The sequence below is a fragment of the Paraburkholderia metrosideri genome, from assembly GCF_904848625.1.
Classification (GTDB): Bacteria; Pseudomonadota; Gammaproteobacteria; order Burkholderiales; family Burkholderiaceae; genus Paraburkholderia; species Paraburkholderia metrosideri.
Genome location: NZ_CAJHCP010000008.1, coordinates 162,111 through 184,632, shown reverse-complemented (window position 1 = coordinate 184,632; position 22,522 = coordinate 162,111). Strand labels below are relative to the sequence as shown.

The 22,522-nt window shown below is 57.4% G+C and carries 18 protein-coding genes; 10 read left to right on the top strand and 8 right to left on the bottom strand.

The annotated features are described in order from the left end of the window. The first annotated feature begins 119 nt into the window (after positions 1 to 119). Positions 120 to 944 (top strand): SIR2 family NAD-dependent protein deacylase, encoded by an 825-nt coding sequence (locus LMG28727_RS19235; protein WP_201643893.1) that lies wholly within the window; start codon positions 120 to 122, stop codon positions 942 to 944. Positions 945 to 1,156: 212 nt separating this feature from the next. Further along, complete coding sequence (locus tag LMG28727_RS19230; protein ID WP_201643892.1) at positions 1,157 to 1,927, top strand: TetR/AcrR family transcriptional regulator; 771 nt, start codon at positions 1,157 to 1,159, stop codon at positions 1,925 to 1,927. Positions 1,928 to 2,158: 231 nt separating this feature from the next. Here the strand turns inward: LMG28727_RS19230 and LMG28727_RS19225 are convergent, their stop codons facing one another. The 3 genes from LMG28727_RS19225 to LMG28727_RS19215 are packed head-to-tail and all read right to left on the bottom strand — an operon-like array spanning position 2,159 to position 6,371. Beyond that, positions 2,159 to 4,636, bottom strand: a complete 2,478-nt coding sequence (locus LMG28727_RS19225) for a beta-glucosidase (RefSeq protein WP_201643891.1) — start codon at positions 4,634 to 4,636, stop codon at positions 2,159 to 2,161. Next, positions 4,627 to 5,241, bottom strand: coding sequence for an NADPH-dependent FMN reductase (locus LMG28727_RS19220; protein ID WP_201643890.1), 615 nt, complete (start codon positions 5,239 to 5,241; stop codon positions 4,627 to 4,629). The genes LMG28727_RS19225 and LMG28727_RS19220 overlap by 10 nt, the downstream gene beginning before the upstream one ends. Positions 5,242 to 5,276: 35 nt before the next feature. Further along, complete coding sequence (locus tag LMG28727_RS19215) at positions 5,277 to 6,371, bottom strand: LLM class flavin-dependent oxidoreductase (protein ID WP_201643889.1); 1,095 nt, start codon at positions 6,369 to 6,371, stop codon at positions 5,277 to 5,279. A gap of 621 nt (positions 6,372 to 6,992) precedes the next feature. Here LMG28727_RS19215 and LMG28727_RS19210 point away from each other — a divergent pair. From LMG28727_RS19210 to LMG28727_RS19195, 4 genes are all read left to right on the top strand, one after another. Further along, positions 6,993 to 8,129, top strand: coding sequence for a carbohydrate porin (locus LMG28727_RS19210; protein ID WP_201643888.1), 1,137 nt, complete (start codon positions 6,993 to 6,995; stop codon positions 8,127 to 8,129). A gap of 89 nt (positions 8,130 to 8,218) precedes the next feature. Next, entirely contained in the window at positions 8,219 to 9,616 is a 1,398-nt protein-coding gene (locus LMG28727_RS19205; RefSeq protein ID WP_201643887.1) for an MFS transporter, read from the top strand. A gap of 20 nt (positions 9,617 to 9,636) precedes the next feature. Next, complete coding sequence (locus LMG28727_RS19200) at positions 9,637 to 10,620, top strand: fumarylacetoacetate hydrolase family protein (protein ID WP_201643886.1); 984 nt, start codon at positions 9,637 to 9,639, stop codon at positions 10,618 to 10,620. A 92-nt stretch (positions 10,621 to 10,712) separates the two neighbouring features. Then, complete coding sequence (locus LMG28727_RS19195; RefSeq protein ID WP_201643885.1) at positions 10,713 to 11,900, top strand: multidrug effflux MFS transporter; 1,188 nt, start codon at positions 10,713 to 10,715, stop codon at positions 11,898 to 11,900. Positions 11,901 to 11,978: 78 nt separating this feature from the next. Here LMG28727_RS19195 and LMG28727_RS19190 read toward each other — a convergent pair whose 3' ends face one another. Then, complete coding sequence (locus LMG28727_RS19190; RefSeq protein ID WP_201643884.1) at positions 11,979 to 12,890, bottom strand: LysR family transcriptional regulator; 912 nt, start codon at positions 12,888 to 12,890, stop codon at positions 11,979 to 11,981. Between the two features lie 206 nt (positions 12,891 to 13,096). Between LMG28727_RS19190 and LMG28727_RS19185 the strand changes: the two genes are divergently transcribed. The 4 genes from LMG28727_RS19185 to LMG28727_RS19170 all read left to right on the top strand — a co-directional run bounded on the left by LMG28727_RS19185 (position 13,097) and on the right by LMG28727_RS19170 (position 17,192). Further along, a complete protein-coding gene (locus LMG28727_RS19185) occupies positions 13,097 to 14,257 on the top strand; it encodes an alpha/beta hydrolase family protein (protein ID WP_201643883.1) in 1,161 nt (386 codons plus the stop codon). Positions 14,258 to 14,281: 24 nt separating this feature from the next. Then, positions 14,282 to 15,235: a VOC family protein gene (locus LMG28727_RS19180; RefSeq protein WP_201643882.1), complete on the top strand. Its 954-nt coding sequence runs from the start codon at positions 14,282 to 14,284 to the stop codon at positions 15,233 to 15,235. Positions 15,236 to 15,333: 98 nt separating this feature from the next. Continuing rightward, a complete protein-coding gene (gene glk, locus LMG28727_RS19175) occupies positions 15,334 to 16,335 on the top strand; it encodes a glucokinase (protein ID WP_201643881.1) in 1,002 nt (333 codons plus the stop codon). Positions 16,336 to 16,388: 53 nt separating this feature from the next. Next, positions 16,389 to 17,192 (top strand): cyclase family protein, encoded by an 804-nt coding sequence (locus tag LMG28727_RS19170; RefSeq protein WP_201643880.1) that lies wholly within the window; start codon positions 16,389 to 16,391, stop codon positions 17,190 to 17,192. Here LMG28727_RS19170 and LMG28727_RS19165 read toward each other — a convergent pair. From LMG28727_RS19165 to LMG28727_RS19150, 4 genes are all read right to left on the bottom strand, one after another. After that, the gene (locus LMG28727_RS19165; RefSeq protein ID WP_201643879.1) at positions 17,189 to 17,638 is read right to left on the bottom strand and encodes a hypothetical protein; all 450 of its coding nucleotides are present in this window, start codon (positions 17,636 to 17,638) and stop codon (positions 17,189 to 17,191) included. The genes LMG28727_RS19170 and LMG28727_RS19165 overlap by 4 nt on opposite strands. 158 nt (positions 17,639 to 17,796) lie before the next feature. Further along, positions 17,797 to 18,762: a PDR/VanB family oxidoreductase gene (locus LMG28727_RS19160; protein WP_201643878.1), complete on the bottom strand. Its 966-nt coding sequence runs from the start codon at positions 18,760 to 18,762 to the stop codon at positions 17,797 to 17,799. Between the two features lie 974 nt (positions 18,763 to 19,736). Beyond that, the gene (locus LMG28727_RS19155) at positions 19,737 to 20,606 is read right to left on the bottom strand and encodes an alpha/beta fold hydrolase (protein ID WP_201643877.1); all 870 of its coding nucleotides are present in this window, start codon (positions 20,604 to 20,606) and stop codon (positions 19,737 to 19,739) included. Positions 20,607 to 20,657: 51 nt separating this feature from the next. Continuing rightward, positions 20,658 to 22,436 (bottom strand): FAD-dependent oxidoreductase, encoded by a 1,779-nt coding sequence (locus LMG28727_RS19150; protein WP_201643876.1) that lies wholly within the window; start codon positions 22,434 to 22,436, stop codon positions 20,658 to 20,660. Between the last annotated feature and the right edge of the window lie 86 nt (positions 22,437 to 22,522).

Sequence of the window (22,522 nt, the reverse complement as noted above, 5' to 3'; positions counted from 1 at the left end):
ATGTCATCGCTGGCCTCAGAGATGCAAAATATGGACGCTCGGTCGGCGAAGCCGAATTTCGCCGACCGTTTCTACAATGACGGCGAACCTGGTTGCGGAACTCAATCGAAGGAGTCGAGATGTCTGATTCACAAGATGAGAAACTGGAGAAAGCGACCGCATGGCTCCGGGAAGCCGACGGACTGCTCATCACTGCGGGTGCCGGCATGGGGGTCGATTCGGGCCTGCCTGACTTTCGTGGCCGAGATGGGTTTTGGCGCGCTTATCCCGCTCTGCGGCACCACGGCTTTTCGTTCGAAGACATGGCGAACCCGGCAAGATTTGCGGAGCATCCCGAACTTGCATGGGGCTTCTACGGACACCGTCTGAAGCTTTATCGTGAGACTGTGCCGCATGAGGGCTTCGCGATTCTGCGCCGGTGGGCGGACCGCATGCCCCATGGCGCATTCGTGTTCACGAGCAACGTGGACGGCCAGTTTCAGAAAGCGGGGTTCTCCGACGACCGAATCCACGAATGCCATGGGTCGATACACACACTCCAGTGCCTTGATGTATGCACGCCAGATACGTGGTCGGCCGGGCAGTTTCAGCCGCTAGTGAATGATGAGACATCCGAGTTAGAGAGCCCGATGCCGCATTGTCCACGTTGCGGTGCACTTGCGCGTCCGAATATTTTGATGTTTGGAGACTGGGGATGGGTTGACGTCCCATACGAAGAGCAACGCGAGCGCTTGGAAGCCTGGATTTCGACCGCTTCTAAGCTGGTTGTCGTTGAGCTTGGCGCAGGCAGGGCTTTGCCTACCGTACGGCGCTTCAGCGAGCAGAACTCTCGGCATCGGCTCATTCGAATCAATCTTCGGGAGCCAAGCACGAGCTCGTTGCATGGTGTTGGACTCGAGGGAGCGGCGGCTGCGACGCTCAAGCTGCTCGACGGTAAGCTGTGAGTTAGGCGCAACGGGAACGTTCCAGCCGCATAGGAAGGAGGCACAACGAATTGCGGAATGAAAGACACCCGTTGGGGAAACGCCCAATCTCGGCGCAGCCTGTATCGGGTTAGAATTATACTTTCGATTCTATTATCAAGGTCAGCCCGATGACGCTACGTTTGCGACTGGGCGGACCGCGAGTACATCGACCTGTCAAGGCAAGCAATCAAATGACGGACCCAACGAATCAGAACTTCGTTCGAGCGCCTAGCCAAGGGCGAAGCCGCGCGTCGTTCGAACGTGTGCTGGAGACAGCCACGGAGTTGCTCGCCACGCGCGGTTACGAGGGCTTTACGCTGCAAGATGTCAGCGTATTGTCAAAAGCGTCAATCGGTTCAATCTATGGGCGTGTGAAAGGGAAGGATGACCTTGTCCGGGCCGTGCAAATTCGCGTGCTACAGAAGGCTGATGACGAGCAGATAGAGATGTTCAACTCTCTTCGTTCCCAGCATGCAAGTTTGGCTTCGTTAATTCCAGCGACGATTTTCGCAACCGCAGAATATTTGAAGTCGCATGGCGCCTTATTCAGCGCTTTCATGACTCGCGCGCCGTTTGACCCCGTCATTGCATCAACAGGCAAGATGTCGTTCCACAAGTTCCTTCAGGGTTTCAAGTCTTTGTTGCTTGCGCATCGCGACGAGATTGCGGCTCCCGACCCACATCGGAGCGTCGAAACATGCTTCGTTGTTGTGTATGCGGCGTTGAGCCGCTACCTTGGACTAGGAATGCCGAGCGAGATGAGCGGCGCCGGCGGATGGGAAGATTTCAAGTCAGACCTCAGTCGCATGTGCCTGCTGTACATGACGACGGAGCTCGAGACGTCCAATGGCGAAGGCGCAAAGAAGTCGGACGCGGTAAGGCAAACCGCAAAACGGCGTCAGCGAAAAGCCGAGAACCGTCCTCGAGCGGGCTCCTTACCAACACCGCCGGACCACAACTAAGTTCGCGCGCGTTGGACGGCGGGGACGACTTTCGAATTACCTCAATGCTCGCCTAGCGGGTCCTGGCAGAGCCAAGGTCCGCTAGGGACCGCCGGCGCATTGCATGACTCGCTACCGGTCGACCCGGAATGCTTCGAATCACCACACGCCATTGTCTTTAGTAGGCCTCCGTTCTGGTGCCGGAACATTCGCTCTTCACTTCCTAACCGACTGCTTTCAGTCTCGGCATGTTCACCCGACTAGAGGCAGTTCGTCGCCATCGAGCACCGCTGGCCGGAGGTGAACGTCTCGAGATGTCCAGATAGAGTTCAGCGAACCGCCCACTGTGACGCGATATTTGCCGCCACGGATGTGCCACGACTGTTTTTCAGTGGACCATTCCGCGAACGCTCGAGCGGGTATTTGGCACCGGACGTTCCGGCGTTCGTGCGCCGGAATGACAATCGTCTCGAATGCAGCCAGTCGCGGATATTCCCTGTCGCTTTCCAACGAAGGAGGGAACGTCACATAGACTTGCACCACTGACTTGCCCGCTCGCGCCGAAACGTTCCTAAGCGTTGCGCACGCTTCGACATTGATTTCCTGTGACTGCTCTACAGCAGCGCCTTCTACCTCGATATTTGCATATCCCAGCCCGTACCCGAATGGGAAAGCAGGAGAGATTCCGGCGGCCACAAAGTGCCTGTATCCGACCAGGTCACGTTCGTCATACACAAGGTTTCCGTTTTGGTCCGGTGCAAGTGAGGTAACAGCGTAGTCGTGGTCCTGTTTGGCGAAGGTCACCGGCAGGCGGCCTCCAGGCTCCGCTACGCCTGTAAGTACGTCGGCTAAAGCAACTGCATATTCCTGCCCCGCAAACCACGTGACAAGTATCGCGGCAGCGCTGCCAGCCCATGAGGTATCCACGGCGTGTGCCGCGTTCAGCACCACGATGGTTCGCGAATTGACAGCGCAAACGCGCTTGATGAGGTTGACTTGTTCTTCGGGGAGCGAGGATGTCGTCCGGTCCACACTTTCCACTGCGGTGTCCGGTGTCTCACCGACGAACACGATAGCGCAGTCAGACTCCGCAGCAAGCGCAACGGCATCTTCGAGTAAGGTCTCGCTAGGGGGGGCTTCCGCTCCGAACCACAGCCCTTGCGCACGTCCTTCGCCGAACTGCATCTCAATCGACAGCTCATAGTCCTCGCCCGCCTCGAGGCTTACGTTGACCCGCTCGTGCGCACCTCGCAGCAGCTTGCCCATCACATCGCCAGACATTTCAAGCCCTGAGAACTTTCCGTATACATGACCTGCGATGGTCAGCTCGACGTCTCCCGTGCCTCCCACGAAGAAGCGGTATTCGCCGGTCTGAGTCGGGCGCAATATGCTGCTAACGCGTACGCGACCGTTCTTCCCCTCGAGAGAACCGATGCCCGGCATGCTTCCGAACCAAATCAGGGAATTGCTGTGACGCCCCTCCGAAGCCGTAGCGGTGCTGGAACGCCCATCAAAATATTGAACGTTGACAGTGCCTTCGCCGTGTTCGCTCACAATCGGCAAAGAGGTAAGCGGCGGAATCCGAAATTCGGGCATCACGCCCACGCTGTGCGAGACTTTGCCGCGAGCGCGCATTGCATGTTCCAGCGCCGTGACCGGGGTCGGAGTGTCGCCCGAAATTGAAATGCGAGCGAATGTCCCACCTTGGTAACACGGCGTTGCCGCGTTCGGCCCTACAACGGCGACTCGCTGCATACCCTGACCAATCGGTAAAGTACCGTGTTCGTTCTTGAGCAAAACGAAGCTGTCTATTGCGGCTTGGCGAAGAATAGCGCGAGCCTCGTCATCGCTTACGCCGGCTTCCTGCGCTGTCGATGTCGCGTCGCCGCAGGTCCGGGACGAAAAGCGGGCCACGCGCGCGGCGGCGTCGTTGAGTTGACTGCGCGCAATCTCACCGCGTTTGACCGCAGTATGCAGCTGCGAGCCCATATGGCGCGCCGGTCCAGGCATCTCCAGGTCAAGGCCAGCTTCAAGGCTAGCTACGCCATCGTGTGTCCCAAACCAGTCCGACATGATGACACCATCCCACTGCAGCTCTTCTTTTAACCACTGGCTCAGGAGGGATGGCATTTCTGCGCACCAGTGACCATTCAGCCGGTTATACGCTGTCATCATCGCCCAGGCACCGCCACGGGCAGCGTGCTCAAAGGGGAGAAAGTACACTTCGCGCAGGGTCTTTTCATCAACGACCGCGTTCATCGAGTGGCGCTCGGTCTCGGAGTCATTGCAAAGCAGATGCTTTGGTGCTGCCGCGACGCCGACACGCTGTACGCCCTGAACCCACGCACAGCCGAGAATTGCTGTTAGAAAAGGGTCTTCCGAAAGCTGTTCAAATGCCCGTCCGCCCAGTGGGCTCCGTGGCAAATTCAAGTTCGGCCCCAACACAGCACCTACGCCGAGCCTTTTCGCATCCTGGCCAATCAATTGGCCAACTTTTGACACCAGTCGGCGGTCCCAGGTCGCTGCGAGAGCCACACCGCACGGCGTGAGCAATGAAACGTCGCGTTCATCAAGACGACCATGCGTGACGCCCATTGGGCCGTCGACCATGCGGACCGAAAGCACGCCCGCCGATTCGAGAGACGGGCCGGACCATAGGCTACTGCCGGCGGTCAAGGATGCCGCGTCTTCGTCCGTTAGCGCGTCGATAGATGTCAGGTTCATGCCCATGCCGGTGCGCTCCGCATTGCGCGCGCAAAAGTTACCAGTTGCTGAGCGACGAGATTAAATGTTCGACTTGCCGATTCAACCTGGCAACTGCCGTCGCTTGCAAAAAGTTTTGTCTCGACCGTATTGAACGTCGCGCCGATAGGAGTTGGCCAACCACGCATCGCATGAGCGACGGACCGTAGTGCGCCCAACGTCGTATTGCACCCCTGCCAGCCGGCGGCCGTGACGACGCACCCTACCGGTCGGCCGTCAAAATACACTCGCGTGTCGTCGCGCAAATCCTCGAGTAAATCAAGCGCGTTTTTGACCAGTGCGGAGATGCCACCATGATAGCCAGGCGATGCCAGGACGATGCCGTCCGCTTCGCGGACTGCTTCGACCAACGCAATCTGCTTTTCCGTGCGGGTTTTGTCCTCAGGGACGTAATAGGGCAACGCGAGCAAGTCGGCGCCGCCAAATATCCGGGTGCGAGCTCCAAGACGCTCGCAGGCGAGCAGGGTTGCCCTCAGCGCCAGTTCCGTCGATGAACCGGCGCGCGTCGTTCCGCCGATACCGACAATGAGGGGTTGCTCTACCTGCAGGGCGGATGCTTCAGCGTAGTTCATGGTTGTTCTCCGTAAAGGCATGGAAACTGTTCCGCCTATTTGAACCGGGGCATGACTTCATTCGCGAACAGCCGGATGGACTGGTCCGCATATCGGACCCGTTCTTCGCTCATCGGCCCAGTGGTAAAGCCAAGCAATACATTCCCGATACCGAGGGCCGCATAAGGCTGCAGGTGCGCAGCAACCGTGTCGGGGCTACCGTGCAGGCACCAGGTTTTTATCCATTCGCTAGTGAGAGCCGGCGGGGATGAGACAAGGTCGACGCCGCTAATCGCTTCTGCCCGCTTGTTATAGCTATGTTCGCGGTCAATGGCCTTTTGGTAGCTCTCCAGGATTGCATGCAGTTCGCGCTCCGCCTGCTCATCGGTCTCAGCGATGTGGACGCACTGATACGTATGCGTAGTCCATGAAAGGCAGTGGTTTACGCGGGCCTCTGGATGGCCCGCGCCCAATAGTGCGTCGCGATACCGCGTGAAGTAGCGTTTCGCGTGCTCAAACGGCTGGTCGCTTGCCGGTACGGGCGGAGTGAAAGCGGGGATGAATGCGGGCCATCCTTTCTGCGCCGCTCGCAGGGTGCTGCTTTCGCGGAGCGCGACAGCCATCAACGGCGCATAGTCCTGCGTCAGCGCTTCTGGAACAATGCGTTGAACTACAGTGCCTTTGTAATGGCCCGTGTCGAAGCTGTAAGGACTGTCGTCCATTTTCTTCGACCACAACCTGGCGGCAATCTCCAGGTTCTCTTCTGCCATACGTGACGCGTCTTTATAGTGGACGCCAAACCCAATCATTTCCTCGGGGGTCGTGCCGCTGCCTACGCCGACAAGAAGACGTCCATTCGTAAGTTGGTCCAGGAGGTTGATACGCTCTACGAAACGGACGGGGTGGTGCAAAGGCACCGTCGTCACGGAAAACCCGAAATGAACGTTCTTCAGGGTTCCCGCTAGATATGCCGCGAACATGAACGGGTCGCTGGACATTGGCGCATAGCCGGTGAAATGGTGGTCCGGCAGAAAAACAGCGTCGAAGCCGAGTGCATCGGCTTGCGCCGCGTGCTCAGCGAGACGACGCATTACGACTGCGTCTTCTTGGGGGCCGGTCGAGCGGCCGTTTAGAAAGGCAGAAAAGCGCATTTTCGAGTCCTAGGGGCGAGTTGCTGTACTGCAGCGCAACCTATAGGCGAGGTGCACTGCACAAAATCAGAATTCGTATTCTGATTTGCAGTATAAGCAACTTCGCTACCGAGGGGCAATGACATCTTCCCTCAGGGGTTTCCCTACCCGTTGACGAACAGCCCCGCTTCCCGACTGCTCGTGGCATTCCCGGCCGCCGCTATCGGGGCCGGGGCGCATTGACTCCCACTAGCGCAACGTAATTCTCCGCATAAACCCTGAGTTGACGCTGTGTCGGGTCAGTGCCTATTATCCAAACCAGAATATTGCTTCTGAAACGCAGCGACGTGCCGGCGGCCTCGATGCCAGTCCGGCTAACAAATTGAGCCCAAGAGGAGACGGATTTTGATGGACGACCAGAGACACATCGTGCGCACGCCACGCTTGAAACGGTTGGCTTTTGCTAGCGGCTTGCTGGCCTGCTCGATAGCAGCGTCAGCCGAAACCGTCGACGCGCCTGCGCAGAGCGACGTGCCCGCAGTGCCAGTCAACTCGAGCGCGCAGTCGCCCGACTGCCGCTCCTACGACGCGTTCCTGACGCGTGCGGAACCGGTTCTACGAGAAACACCGGCGTGCGAGACAGTGTTTCCGGAACTGGGCGGCGCGCGCGCGAAGCTGGCGGAGAACGGCTGGGGCTTCGCTGCCTCCTCGACGCTTGGCTACGCCTATGACGTGCTGGGTCACAACGAGTCGGTTCAGCTCTACAACGGTCAGAGCCCAACCTGGAATTACTCGTCGCAGGCCATGTTGACTTATGACCTGAGCCGCATCGGATTCTCGCCTGATGCACAATTCACCGTGCAGGGTGCGTGGCAGGGCTCGAACTATCGTCCGGCCCAGCCGAAATATCTGACGATGCAGATTTTTGCAATTACCCAGTCTTTTCTCGACCATCATCTTGAGCTCCAATATGGGTACTTTCCGGTCATTCGAGCCTACTACGGTCTCATTCTCGGCGGCAATGCGTCTGCCGCAGCGCTCGGACCCAGCAGTGTCATTCCATTCCAGATTGGCGTCAGCGCATTCGCGCCGACTCCCACCTTCAATGCGAAGCTTTGGGACCCAAGCAAGCATTTCTATAACAGCTTCGGCGTGACTCGTAGCGTTAGTCCTGACGGTTTTCTTGCTGATATTGACCAGAATCCCACGGGGTTTCGCCTGAGCGTACCTGGCGCACGAGCGCTGTTCATCGACGAATTCGGATACAAGGCGGACAGCGGGCCGGACACAAACTCAAAGTGGTTCCGGGTCGGCCTCATTTACAACACAAGCCATTACACGGATTTCAAATCGGGCGGGGTCTCGTCTAACAACTACGGCGGGTATCTGGCAGCAACCTATCAGTTGTATAACCCGGATGGCACCGCGCGTGGTTTGTACGGCGACGTCAAATTCGACTACGCACCGTCGGACCGCAACCTGTACACCAAGGATTACCAGTTGACCCTTTTCTATCTCGGACCTTTCAAGAGTCGCCCGGGCGACATGGCTGCCGTTGGATTCACAAAGAACTATTTCAGTGAATACGTTCAGAGCCTTGTGCGTAGCTCCGGGACAACTGCAGCAGTAGGGTCGGCGGCGCTGACTGCTTCGTACGCCGCCAGAGTGTCGAGGGGCGTCTACGCGGTGACAGGTCTGACGTACACCAAAAATCCGAATTTCGCGCCGACCCGCGCCAACGCGCTGATTTTCCAAGAGACGCTCAACCTGTCGTTCTAGTACGACGGCGTCGGACGCTGTGCCGTTGACTAATGCCCCGGCCGTCGACCGCATGGCGTCCGTCGTATCATCCAAACTTGGAGTTCGAAGTGGAGACAACCATCAAACGTGAGTCGCTAGACAACGGTGTCGATATCGCAACAGCAAACCGGAACCTGCTCGGAATGCGTGAGCGGATAAGTTACGGAGTTGGCGACCTCGCATCCAACCTGCACTGGAACATGGTGTCGGGTTTTTTGATGTATTACTACACCAACGTAGCAATGCTCCCGGTCGCCGCACTCGGTACCCTATTCCTTTTGGCGCGGGGATTGGACGCTTTCGCTGACCCTGCCATCGGCATACTCGTTGACCGGACCGACACTCGGTTCGGACGCGCACGGCCTTATCTGCTTTTCGGTGCCATCCCGTTGAGCTGTCTCGGCTTTCTGACATTTCTGACGCCTTTCAGCGGCGAGACAGCAAAGCTTGTCTACGCCTATGTCACCTTTCTTGCGTTGGGCATCGCCTATTCTGCCGTGAACATTCCCTACGGCGCACTCCTGCCAATGATGGCCCGCGACAGCAACCATAAGCTGAAGCTCGGAAGCGCCAGAGCTATGGGCAGTGCGGCGGGCAATGTCATTGTGTTCAGCGGAGCTATGCCATTAGTAGCGTGGCTTGGACACGGAAGCCAGAAGCAGGGGTTCGCCTTGACTGCAGCGCTTTTCGGCATCGTAAGTGCAGTGCTTTTCTTCGTCACTTATCGCAACTGCCGTGAGAAGTACACTGACAGGCCTTCAGCGGCGCAGTCAGGACTTGGCCGCGCACTGCGGCACATGGTTTCGAACCGAGTCTGGATTGTAACTTCGGTATTCATGGTCGCCGTGTTCATTCGACTTGGCGTGCAGCTCGGCGTAACCGTTTACTTTGCCCTCAATGTTCTCGGTAAGCCGTGGGCAATTCCCATCTTGATGTCTCTTATTCCTGTCGGCGCCCTTGTCGCTTCGTTCTTCGCGGCTGCGTATTATCGACGGACCGGTATTCGACGCGGCAATGTAATTGCGCTTATTGCTTCCGGGGCGTTGTTCCTTTTCCTTCCTTTTGTGGAAGGAAACTTGACGGTGTTTGTCTCCGTCTACGCGCTGTCTTGCGTCATGGTAGGCCTTCCGGTCGCATCCATCTTTGTGATGGTAGGTAACGTCGTAGATGTGCAGGAGTACAACAGCGGCGTGCGCAGCGACGGACTGATTTTCTCATCAGTGAGCCTCGCCGCGAAGCTGGGCATCGCGTTGGGCGGCGCTCTTGTAGGATGGGGACTCGCATTTGGCGGCTACGACCCGGCGGCCGTGAGCGCCACAGCCCGCCATGTAATCTCCGTACTCTATTACGCTGTTTTCCCACTCTGCATACTCGTACAGATTATCACTGTGTGCTTCTACGACCTTGACGCGCGCCACGCGACCATCGTCGAGGAGTTGAACCGTCGCCGCCAAAGAGCAGCCTAAATCGAATCGCGAGAATATTCATGGTCAAGCTGGTCACTCTCAAGAATGGAAATCGCGACGGCGAACTGGCCGTGGTATCGGCCGACCTGACTCGCTTTAAGCGAGCCACCACGATAGCGCCCACGTTGCAGGCTGCTTTGGACGCATGGCAGGTGCATGCACCGCTGCTCGCAACGTTGTATGAGGAGGTCAATGCCGAGGGGCTGCATGCTGATAATCGGTTCGACCCGGCGAGAGCAATGGCTCCCATGCCACGGGCCTACCAGTGGCTCGACGGCTCCGCGTTTCTCGCGCACGGCGAGCTAATGCAGCGGGCCTTCAATCTTCCTGCTTCCGAAGACGCCGCTCGTATTCCACTGATGTACCAGGGAGGCAGTGATGCGTTTATTGGACCGCATGACGACATAACGCTCGAGTCGGAAGAGTTGGCTCTCGACTTCGAAGGAGAGTTTGGCGTCATCGTGGGTGACGTGCCGATGGGATGCAATGCAGACGATGCCCTAAAGCATGTACTGCTCGTCGTTCAGATTAACGATGTCAGCCTGCGCGCGCTTGCTCCCCGCGAAATGAAGACCGGGTTTGGATTTTTACAGTCTAAACCGTCCTCCTCGTTTGCGCCGGCTGCGGTTACGCTCGATGAGCTTGGAGCCGCTTGGCGCGACGGCCGCGTCGCTCTACCGCTTCATGTTTCCTATAACGGTGACAAATTCGGTTCACCGGACGGCGCCGAAATGGATTTCTCGTTTGGCGACCTTATTGCTCATGCGGCTCGTACACGACCATTGTCAGCCGGCACCATCGTAGGCTCCGGGACTGTGTCTAACCGAGGGCGGGCGGCGGGGTCGGCCTGCATCACGGAACGTCGCATGATTGAACTGATTTCGGAAGGTGCCGCACGTACACCATTTATGACTTACGGCGACCGCGTCAGGATGGAGGCGCGCACGAGCGACGGCAATGAGCTCTTCGGCGCCATTGACCAGCAAGTCAGGCGAGCGGCTTAGAGCAGCGATGGCTCGTGACGTCCGAGGTCGTGCACAGCCGCAATTGATAGCTCGTGCGGGACTGCCCGTGCGTCATAAGGAAAAGACTATTCATGTGGAAATGGACATTCCTTCTTGCTGGCCTGGGAGCGCTCGGTCCGTTTTCCACGGACATGTATTTTCCCTTCTTCCCAGCGCTTAGCGAAGCCTTTAACAGTGCGCCCGCCGCCATTCAGCAAACTTTAACGTTTTATCTGGTCGGCTTCTCCGCGATGATGCCTTTCCACGGCGCAGTCGCGGACGTCTTCGGACGGCGGCGCACGATTCTCTGCTCCCTCGTAATCTTCGGGGTCGCGTCTGTACTGTGCGCATTTGCTCCGTCATTGCTTTTGCTCAACATTGCCCGCTTCGGTCAAGGACTGTTCGCCGGCGCAGGCATGACTGTCGGGCAGGCTATCTTGCAAGAGCGATTCGCGCCCGTCGACGCGCGGCGTCTGACAGCACAGGTCACGATGATGTTCGCACTCGCACCGGCTGTAGCTCCAGCACTCGGAGGTTGGTTAGCACAACATTTCTCCTGGCGAGTCTGCTTCATCGTTCTTGCAATCGCGGGCGCCGGGCTTTTTGCCGGCTGCGCGAGAATCCTCGACGAATCGCATCCAAGAGAACAAAGGATTGCCTTCGGCTGGAAATCCGTCGTCCTTGGCCCCTGGTCTCTGCTGGCGAATCCCGATTTCGTTCGGCGTTCGTTAGCGCGAGCGTTCGGCCTCGGCGGTCTCCTTGTTTATCTTGGAGCTGCGCCAGACTATGTGCTGAACGTCCTGGGCCTTTCCACAGGCGAGTTCGCAACGCTCTTTATACCTGTGGTCGCCGGAATTATGACCGGTTCCCTCGCATCAAGCCGTCTCGCGTCTCGTCTATCGACTACGGTACAAATACGCATCGGACTCGCAATCATGCTTTGTTCGGGCGCAGCCAATTTTTTGCTCGCATGGTTTATCCCAGGCCGACTGCCGTGGGCAGTAATTCCCTGCGCTACCTATGCCTTCGGGACCGCCCTTTATCTGTCGAGCGCGACGTACGAAGCACTCGAGCGCTTTCCGGCGCGTCGAGGAAGTGCGGCCTCGATGCTTGGATTCGTTCAGTCGCTAGCTTTCGCGGGAATCTCTGCATTGGTCGCGCCGCTGGTTTTCCACTCGGCTCTACGTTACGCAACTGCAATGCTCTGCGCTGCGGTCTTGACTTGGGGCCTATCTCGACAATGGGCAAAAGCGGATACGCGAGAAGTACGTCTTCAATAACATGTCTTCTGTTCTGCTTAGCGGGGAAGCTGGCGCCCTCCTGCTAATCCGCACGGCATACAGCGACTCGATTGGGTGTCATTGCTTCAACTGCCCAGCGGCGGCGAGCAAAGTCTGTCGTACAAATCGATGACCGCTATCGTTGTCGAGATGGGCGGGCCATTGCAAGCACTCCGTTAGAGGCGGAATCTTCACGGGCAGGTCTACGATTCGAAGCGGGAGTAGGCCGACGTACCACTGCGCCAAGCGGTGGTGAACTGTCGCTATCCGTGTCGTACCGACCAGCATTTGAGGAAGAGTATTGAAGTCAGGAGCAATGACCTCAAGCCTTCGGTCGAAGCCTTTTCGCTTTAGGTAGCGCTCCTCAAAAGACTCCTGACGATTCGCCCCGAAGCGTATGCCCACGTGCCCGAAAGAACGGTACTGAGCAGCCGTAATTCGCTCGCTGATTTGGCCGTTGCCTGTCCATATCAGCCCAACGTACTCATCGCTCAACAACGGCACGTACGGCAGGTTCTGGTCGATAAAGTCAAAAGGCGTAGCAAGCAGGTCAACGTCTCCCCGTCTGAGCGCTGCAACGCTATCGTCACCGGGAAGAAGAATTTCAATCGTCGTGCGCGGTGCGCTTGTTTGCAGCCTACGAACCGCCTCGGAAAGCAATACTGTCACCAGATAGTCGGAAGCGATAACTCGAATATGGCGCTCAGATGTGGCCGGGTCGAATTGAGACCTCCGCTCAAGCGTTTGTTCAATTCGCATAACGATGTCGCGCACGTCATGCGTAAGTTCGTTCGCTAGCGCCGTTGGAATCATGCGCCTACCGCTTGGCACCAAAAGCTCATCGGCAAAAAACTCTCGTAGACGCGCCAGGATGTTGCTAACGGCAGGCTGCGAGAGATGAAGTCTCGCAGCCGCATTGGTGATGCTTTTCTCCGCGAGCAATGCATCAAGCGCGACAAGTAAGTTGAGGTCAAGCTGTCTGTATCGCATAGCGCTCGTATTTCAAATGGAAATACATTGTATCCATAGATTCAATTTGCTGAATAGATTTGCATGCCTGAAAATCGCTATAAATAAGCGGCATCAACCGCGACGAAAACGTAAATCGGAGACGAACGTGAGGTCCACGCTTGTGGCTGATGGAAGGTATTCGCGCTCGATGCTTCGGATGAACCTCAGTTATCGGGAATGCCACAGTGTTTAAATATTTTCCTACCAATTACGTCTGGAACCTGTCCGTGGACCTGGCCATCGAAATGGGTGCCAAGATGGGCGAGATAGAAGAGATGTGCTCGCAGTTACAGGACGCGGCACTGAAGCCCGACGCAGAGGGCACGCGGGCTTTCAGAACCGCCTGGGAACGGATGGGTGACAAGCTAGTCGACCTGGCGCACGAAGACGAGAGCCGAAACCGTCTGCTTTCGGCGGGGGAGAAATACAACAGAGCCGCTACGTACTACCTGACCTGTGAACGTCTTCAGTCGCACGGCTCTCCAGGGCGCGCAGAACTCTATTCTCGCTTTCTGGACGCCTTCGCCAAGGGGGTGAAACTTACCGCAGAGAATTGCGAGCGAGTTGAGATTCCTTACAAGGACACCTATCTGACTGCGCTCTACGTGAGACCTGAAGGCTCCACCGGGCGGGCGCCCGTACTGGTGCAGGTTAACGGGCTGGACTCGACAAAGGAAATGAAATACCGGGTCGGCCTGCCGCAGATGCTCGCGCGGCGCGGAGTTGGTTCTCTCATCGTAGACCAGCCAGGAACTGGAGAGGCCCTGCGTTTGCAAGGTTTGCACGCGGTACATGATTCGGAGCAGTGGGCGACTCCGGTCGTCGACTGGCTTGAAACGCGGGATGACATCGACGCTCGCCGCATCGGTATGGAAGGCATCTCCCTGGGGGGATACTACTGTCCCCGTGCGGTTGCATTTGAGCCTAGGTTTGCCTGCGGAGTCGTTTGGGGTGCGAATCACGACTGGCGAGATGTTCAGAAAAAGCGATTGGACCGTGAAGGGAGTTTCCCGGTGCCTCACTATTGGGAACATGTGAGATGGGTCTGGGGCGCTAAGGACATGGACGAATTCATGCGGATTGCTGAAAACGTCCACCTCGACGGCATTCTTGACCGGATACGTGTTCCTTTTCTGGTAACGCACGGCGAGAAGGATTCACAGATTCCTTTGGCATGGGCGCATCGAACCTACGAGCAGCTCATCAACAGCCCAAAACGGGAACTCAAGATTTTCACTAAACGGGAAGGCGGCGTTCAGCACAGCAGCTTTGACAACCCGGCGAATGCTGGCTCTTACATTGCGGATTGGGTCGCTGAAACGTTAAGCGGCCGGACTTCGGTCTGATTCTTCTTGGCTAATACTACTTCTATGAACATTACCGGTCCTGAAACACTCGTATTTGGCGTTACTGACGTGAAGTCCTGCAATCAGTATCTTATTGATTATGGCTTGATTGCTGTCGCCTCATCTGAAGACGGCGGCCGTTTCGAGGCCCTCGATGGCACGGGCGTCGAAATCGCCCACCGCGACAGTTCGGCCCTTCCCCCCGGTCTTGACACATCAAGCATGCTTCGCAAGACCGTTTATGGCGTGGCCGATGCCGCCTCACTCAGGGCAATCGGCGATGAGCTGCGTAAAGACCGCGAGGTGACAGCGCTGTCCGACGGCTCGCTCGAAGCGGTAGACGATATGGGATTCATGCTTGGATTCCAAGTTACGAAGAAACGGGCTTTTTCATTGCCGGCGGAGGCTATAAACGCTCCGGGTGCGCCCGTTCAGCGTGCTGTGAACATCATCGGAGTCGATGACAGCGTAGTCCTGACTCCCCGGACCCTTTCGCATGTCGTCCTGTTCGTGCCCGACGCAGCGAAAGCAGAGGCGTTCTATGTGAAACGTCTAGGGTTTAAGGTGACCGACCACTTTGACGGCGTAGGTCCTTTCCTTCGTCCGCAGGGTACGCTTGACCATCACACGCTTTTCCTTATTGAAACGCCGCCGTTTCTCAAAGGTTGCGAGCATTTCACTTTCCATATGGGTGGACCGACTGAGGTGATGCAGGCAGGCACCCGATTCGTCGAGAAAGGCTACGAATCATTCTGGGGGCCAGGTCGGCATCGCTTCGGTTCCAACTGGTTCTGGTATTTCAACAGTCCTCTTGGCTGCCATGTCGAATATGACGCGGACATGGATTTACACGACGACACATGGGATGCGCGCCACGCACCTATGGGCGCCGACGCTTCGCAGCTTTTCCTCTTTCAACACCGCGAAAAGTGGGCACCGGGCGGACCGCCGCCGGCTGTGAAGAGCACGGGTCAGTGACGGTAGGACGTGTATACGCACTGTTGCTCGGACAAATGCATTGACGCGCCTGCGGCCATTCGGTCGACCTGGAGAATCAAAGAGATGTCGGAGAAGATTTGAAAAAAGAGACCCAGCAGATTCGGGAGGCTGCGGCAGTCGGACCGGCGGTCGTAGCGGACATCGGAGGGACGAACGCCCGGTTTGGACTATGGAATGACGGCCGTGTCCAGCACGTTCATCGATACCTATGTGCGGATTTCGACTCGGTCGCCGCGGTGTATGCGACTTATCTCCGGGACATAGAAATAGCAGCGCCGCGCCGCGCCGCGCTTGCCATAGCTACCCCGGTGACGGCCGACATCGTCCGGATGACAAACTGTCCGTGGGAATTTTCCATCGAGGGCCTTCAGCGGGCTCTCGGATTGGACGACCTCAAGGTTGTGAACGATTTGGCTGCTCTCGCGCACGCAGTTCCATATCTTGCCGCTTCCAGCGTGGAGTCTGTCGGGACACTACGGGAGCCGAAAGCCGGGAGGAGTTTCGCCGTAATTGGTGCAGGCACAGGACTTGGCGTCGCTTCGGCAGTCCACGATGGCAATGAGTGGCGAGTTCATGCAAGCGAAGGAGGACACAGTAGCTTCGCGCCGACGAGCGAGATAGAAGACGTTGTGCTACGCCATGCGAATAACGTCTGGGCGCACGTTTCATACGAGCGCCTGGCGTGCGGCGAAGGCATATCAGTAATTCATCGCGCGCTTGGCGCGCATCGAGACCACGAGCCAGCCGAGATTGTCTGCCTCGCTGAACAGGGCAACGGGCATGCCATTGAGAGCTTGCGGACCTACAGTCGCATTCTCGGCAACTTTGCGGGCAACGTAGCGCTCATGTTCGCGGCAACCATGGGCGTCTACCTGGGCGGCGGGGTCTTAGGAAAACTGAGACACAGCTTCGATGCCGACGCCTTTCGTGAAGGCTTTGTAGGCAAGGGTCGCTTCACAGCCTGGCTCAATGAGATACCGACGCTCCGGATTCTCGCCGCGTATCCAGAACTCGACGGGCTTGGGCATCTTCTTGAGACCAGCGGTCTTCGCGGGAGCACGCGCACTTCGGCACCGTGAGTTTGCCCGATGGCACTCAACATCAATACCAACGACGGCTAATGGAGACAACTATGAATCGCAAAGCGCATCGCCGCTTCATCGACTTATCTATCTTTCTCGAGAATGATGTGCTGTCTGACCCACCTTCTCTTGCGCCAAAGATAACCTATCAAGGTCACAGCGACACATTGCCCGAATTCATGATGCTGTTGCCTGGAACGTCCCCCACGGATTTTCCCGAGGGTGAAGCGGCAGCAGCGGAACGGGTAACGTTGACTACGCACAGCGGGACGCACCTGGACGCCCCTTATCACTTCCATTCGACGATGGATGCGCTGAACGGCGGTACGAGGCCGTCCATTACCATTGACGAGGTGCCGCTTGAGTGGTGTTTCCAGGACGGCGTGAAGCTCGATTTTCGCCATTTTCCGGACGGCTACGTCGTCACCGCTGCAGACGTCGAGGTCGAGCTAGCTCGCATAGAGCACGAATTACAACCACTCGACATTGTAGTAGTCAATACTCGTGCGGGCTCTCGCTACGGATGCAGCGATTACGTTAGCTCCGGATGCGGGATGGGCTACGAGGCAACGATGTACCTCCTGGAGCGAGGCGTTCGGCTAACCGGGACTGATGCCTGGAGTTGGGACGCCCCGTTCACTTACACTGCAAAGAAGTTCGCCGAAACAGGCGATAAATCCCTCATCTGGGAGGGACATAAGGCGGGCCGGGACATTGGATATTGTCATCTTGAAAAACTGCACAATCTCGAAGCGCTCCCGGCGACAGGGTTCATTATTTCGTGCTTTCCCCATAAGATTCGCGCTGCTTCCGCAGGATGGACGCGGGCAGTTGCAATCTTTGAAGATGTCTAACCTCTGAAGGTTGCCGCAAATTGCGGCGGTGAGAAGGCGCCTCGGAAATTCTGCGGCTGCGGTCGTTTTGTAAGCGGTGTAGCAACGCTTTCCGCGCTGGCGGTAGCAGCGACGTCGATGCAGTCGCGATGGTTCGCCAGGTCGAGCGGGCCTTTCGTGCGCGCGGCCTCGGCTGCTGGGAGAAGAGGAAGGAGCGCAACGACATCGCGGAGAGCCCCTTGTTGAGGTTTGCTTGCCATGCCTTCTCCTTGGCGATGGTGGCGAGGGCGGCGATACTCGGACAACACGGTGACGGCCTTAATTTTTGCGATGTAGGCCAAGGCCAAACGGCGGTGGTTAAAACTATTACCAAGACGGCAACCATCGTGGCGCAGCGGGCGGGCCCCCACTTTGCGCGACTCATGGTTGCTCTCAAGCAAGACAGTGACGAAAGGGAAGACCTTCAACCTCGGCGCCCCGCCATTGACTCATCGGGAACTGCGGTTGTGCGAGATTGTAAGGGCTGCTCCACCTGAAGATTTTCCGCTTTGGGCTCCGTCGACTGTTCGCGCCTACCTTCGTGAACGATGACCGCATGCACGCGCGAGTCTGCTGATTGCCCTGCTCAGAGGTCGAGAATGAGAACTTGGGTTTTTGAACGTGAGCAGCATGGCAAGAACTGGTCGCAAGCAGTTTTTTCTTCGTCGGTAAGGTACGAGTCCCGATGCTCCGGTTGCCCCTCCAGAACGCGGGTTAGACACGTGCCGCAAACGCCCTGTTCGCACGACGTCAGCACCTCCACGCCGTTCTCCGCTAGAGCCTGCACGACTGTGCACCCCGGCGGAACGTCGACTGTGAGGCCGCTGCTTGCGAGCTTCACCTGGAAGCTTGCGTCGTTAGTTGGCTGCTCGATGACAGCGCCGAAGAACTCGTAGTGAAGTCTCGTTTCGGGCCACCCCTGCTTACGTGCTTCGGTGAGAACTGCATCCATAAAGCCCCGCGGACCGCATACATAAAGATGAGTTTCCTCGGGCGCCTGCTTGAGCGTTGTGGACAAATCCAACTTCTGCGCAGGTTCGCCATCGCTAAAGTGAAAGCTGGCCGACCTGCCCAGGTCCGACGACAGGATTCGGGAGACAAACGCGGCGCGCTTCGGCGAACGCGCGCAGTAGTGCATCTCAAACGTCTCGTTAGCCAAAGATAGCCGTTCTGCCATGCACAGGATGGGTGTTATGCCGATGCCACCTGCTAGCAAAAGGTGATTCTTAGCGTCGTGTGCCAGCGGAAAGTGATTCTTAGGTCCGCTTATCCTGAGCGTGTCCCCTTCGTGGACGAGGTCGTGAATGGCCATGGAGCCACCACGACCCTCGGCATCACGCAAGACAGCAATGTGGTAACGATTCGACTCGTTCGGATTGTTGCAAAGCGAATACTGTCGGATGAGCCCGCCCGGCAGATGAACGTCGATATGCGACCCTGCGCTGAACGGTGGCAGCGCAACTCCATTTTCAGAGGTGAGTTCGAAGGCACATATGCCTTGCGCCTCCTCCCATTTCTTTGAAATCTTGACATCGAGCGTCGCCGTCGTCATGACGCCTCCGAAACGTTCGAAAGCGGGATGACCTTGCGGTCCGACTGGGACTTGCGCTCTTCGGTGAGCAGACGGTCGATGACTTTGACACCACCGTTAAACGTCGTGCATGGCTGAAAGAGAACGCCGACGAGATTCGAAAGGCGTTGGTGTTTGAGCCACGCTGACATGTACGGTGGCTAAAAGACCACCAGATAGCGAAGAAAAGGGCTATGCAATCTTATGTTGAAGTTCATCGACATGACTTGACCTTCACCCACGTTTTACTTGACCTTCACACACAGCCAACTTGACCTCCACCCACATATTGCTTGACCTTCACACACGGAAATTGGGTATCCACTTCTGAAAACTCCGCTGTAGCCAACGTGTTTTCTCGGTCAAATGTTCCGGTAATCATATAATCTTTAATCTGTGTAATTCTCTATGCGCAAGCGACACGGTCCACCGAGATGAGCTCGCAACAACGTCTCTGCTCAATCCTTAAGCTTGTTTGTACCCAGCTGATTTCCTGGCGCGAAAGATAATGGCTGCCAGGACAGAGCGATGGCGCGCGCGGCGTCGCTCCCATCATTAAATGGGTGCTACCTGCTCATTCACTCGGGATGCGGTTCCCTACTTCAAGTCACTTGGCGCTAAAGCGCACTCCCTGGCTGCCCTGTCGATGACTGAAGGGCATGGGCCACCGCTCTGCGTCTGCGCATTACATCGCGTATCTGCTGGCTGGGGCCACTGCCCGACGTTCGCCAAGCGGACTGCTGCTACGAGCGATTGAATATCTCAGAGGGGAGCGCTACCGACATCCATACTGTGGCGGCTTGAGCCCGCGTGCAGCACGCTACCATCGGCACGACCAGGTGTTCTTCATGCAGTGGGGACGGCTCGTCAGCCAGTGAGAGGATGGCTGCCCCACCGACTGCTCGGTGGACGCTCCCACTAGACCTCAGTGCCGTAGTCCATGCGCTACCGTTCCGTCAGTGCGTAAGGAAGTCCAGCACCATGCGATTGAACTTGTCGGCGTGTTCCCACTGCGCCCAGTGCCCGCAACGGTTGAAGATATGGAACTCGGCGTTCGGCATGCCCCATAGCAGCCGCAGTCCAACGTCCAAGGGGACGAAGCGGTCATCGCGCCCCCAGATGATGAGGGTCGGCGCCTTTACTTCGGAGAGGCGGTGACCAACGTCAGGAAACTGCTTGGGATTTGCGGCGAGACTCTTCGTAAAGTTTTCAAGATGTTCCTTCTGAGCGAGCATGTTGCCGAGTCGCGCTTGGAACAGCTCTTCAGTCAGATTGCTCGTGTCGTACACGAAGACGCTCATCATCTTCTTCAGGTTTTCAATCGTCGGCTCACGATACAGACCCTGTAGCAGCTTGATGCCTTCGGTGGGCATCGGGACGAACTGGCTCGGGCCGCCCGTCCCGCCGCCCATCAGGATGAGCTTGCCGACGCGCGATGGATTGGCGAGTACGAACGCAACCGCACTGTGACCGCCCATCGAATTGCCGATGATGTGTACGGGACCCTGTACGTCGATTGCATCGAGAAGACCCTTCAGTGCGCGGGCATTGAGCTCCGAACGGGAGCCCGTACATACGATGGGGTCGCTCTTGCTCCAGCCCGGACAGTCAATCAGGATGACCCGATAGCCTTGTTCGACCAGCGGCTCCAGATTGCGATTGAAGTTAGCCCAACCACTCGCGCCGGGACCGGAGCCGTGCAGCATCACCACGGTTTCGCCGCCTTTGCCCATGTCGTTGTAGTGAATCTGGAGGTCGAGGTCGCCTTCCTTGATTCGCACAAGCTTGCTGGTTCCCGCTTCCGTCAATTGAGTGTTCGCGCTCATGGTGAAATCCTTGCTCCTACAAAATGATTTAAATCGCTCAAAATGCCTGGTTCAAACCGCGTGTCCAGCGACCGACTTCATGCTGCCGAGAACGGCTGAAAGTGCGGACTGAAGAAATTCTTTCGCCATCGCGGCGTCGAATACGTTCTCGCCTTGGCGCCACGCTATGTATCCATCGGGACGAACGAGAAGCGCTCCCGCTTCTGAAGTTTCGCGAACACGCTGCCAGTCGCAGTAAGGGTCCTGCGTATCATTCGCGCCGGTGACAACCGTTTGCAAGAAAGGCAAATCGAGCTCGTCGGCGGCCTTAACCCATGCGCCGCCAGACAGGCCAGTAACAAGCGTGAATTTGCCTTTGCCCGTAACGTCGAGGGTGGACACACGGTGCCCGGTTTTATCAATGAGCCACGCGTGCGGAATCTTGGCGCCCGGCCGGCTGGTCGCCTGCAGATAAAGCTCCTGGTCGCGTTTCCATTCCTCCTCGCCCACCTGCCCATCCGGGATGACCGCCGAGGAGTTGTATCGCTGGTTCATCTCAACGCCTTGCGCGTTGAATTCACGGTTCTTGAGTTCCAGAGCTTCCTGAGCCGCCTGACGCGCCTTGGCGCCTTCGGGCCCGGGGTCCTTGAATCGCGCGATGCCAGCCGCCACCGGATTTTCTGCACCTTCGACGCTGAATACCGCCTTGATGGGTGCATAGTCGAGACGGGACTGATTCGCGCGCAAAACAATCTGCTTTCCCACGGGTGCCCGCTCGGGTGAATACGTCTCAAGCAGTTGGGCACCCGCGTAGCCCTTCAGTACATATGCAAGCTTCCAGGCGAGATTGAAGCCATCCTGGACGCACGTGTTCAACCCGAGTCCGCTGGAGGGTGGGTGACGATGAGTTGCATCTCCGCCTGCGAATACGCGGCCTTTGGAGTAGGTGGTTGCATAGGCCTGGTTCACATACCAGACCGATTTGCGGACAATGTCGACCTCGAGGTCCGGGTCACCAACCAAAATTCGAATCTTGCTCAGAACCGTCTCCTCGCTGAGGTCCGGTTCACCCTTGGATATATCGAAGCCCCAACCGGCAATCCACTGGGTCCACGGTTTGACCGCGCGGAGCAGTCCGAGGCCAATCTCGCCGAATGCAGCGTCCGGGCTGACAATCCAGTGAAGGATGCTTGGGCGATGCTTCACGTAGCGCGTCAGGTCCGCATTGAAGATGACATAGGCGGTACCTGCGCGTGCCATCTGACCTTCGATTTTCAGGTCAAGCTCTTCAACGACTTTAGAGCGCGCACCGTCGGCACCTACGAGGTACTTGGCGCGCATTGAATATTCGCGCCCGGTAATGCGGTCTTGCAGTTGCACAGTCACGCCGCTCTCGTCCTGCTCGTGCGACAGATACTCGGTATTGGTCGAGAACGTAGCCCCCCGCTGTGCGGCATTTTTAAACAGGATTGGCTCCATCTCCGGCTGAATGATGTCGACGACGTTGCAAGGGCTCCCTTGAACATAGTCACCGTGGCGTGCATCACCAGTACCCCACGCACGCAGGCGAATCAGTTCCTCGCCGGCCAGACTTGTGGCGAAGAGACTATCGCCCATCTGGTCCCACGCCGTGGCATGGCGAAGCACTTCTTCTTCAATCTGCAGGTCGCGGTAGACCTCCATCGTTCGCTGGTTGGTAATGTGCGCGCGTGGTGTGTCGGCCAGCCAGTTGAACCGCGAAACCATATGCGCGCGAACCCCGTACGTCGCCAGTGCAAGTGCTGTGGTGGCGCCCATCGGGCCAGAGCCGACAATGACCACGTCGGTGTCAAATTCAGTGTTGGTTCCCATAATTGCTTCCTAGGCTTTTAATAATCAAACAAACAGCATCCATGGGCACTGGCCGCGGGCCGCGCACCCGCTTTTCGGGCGCCGGG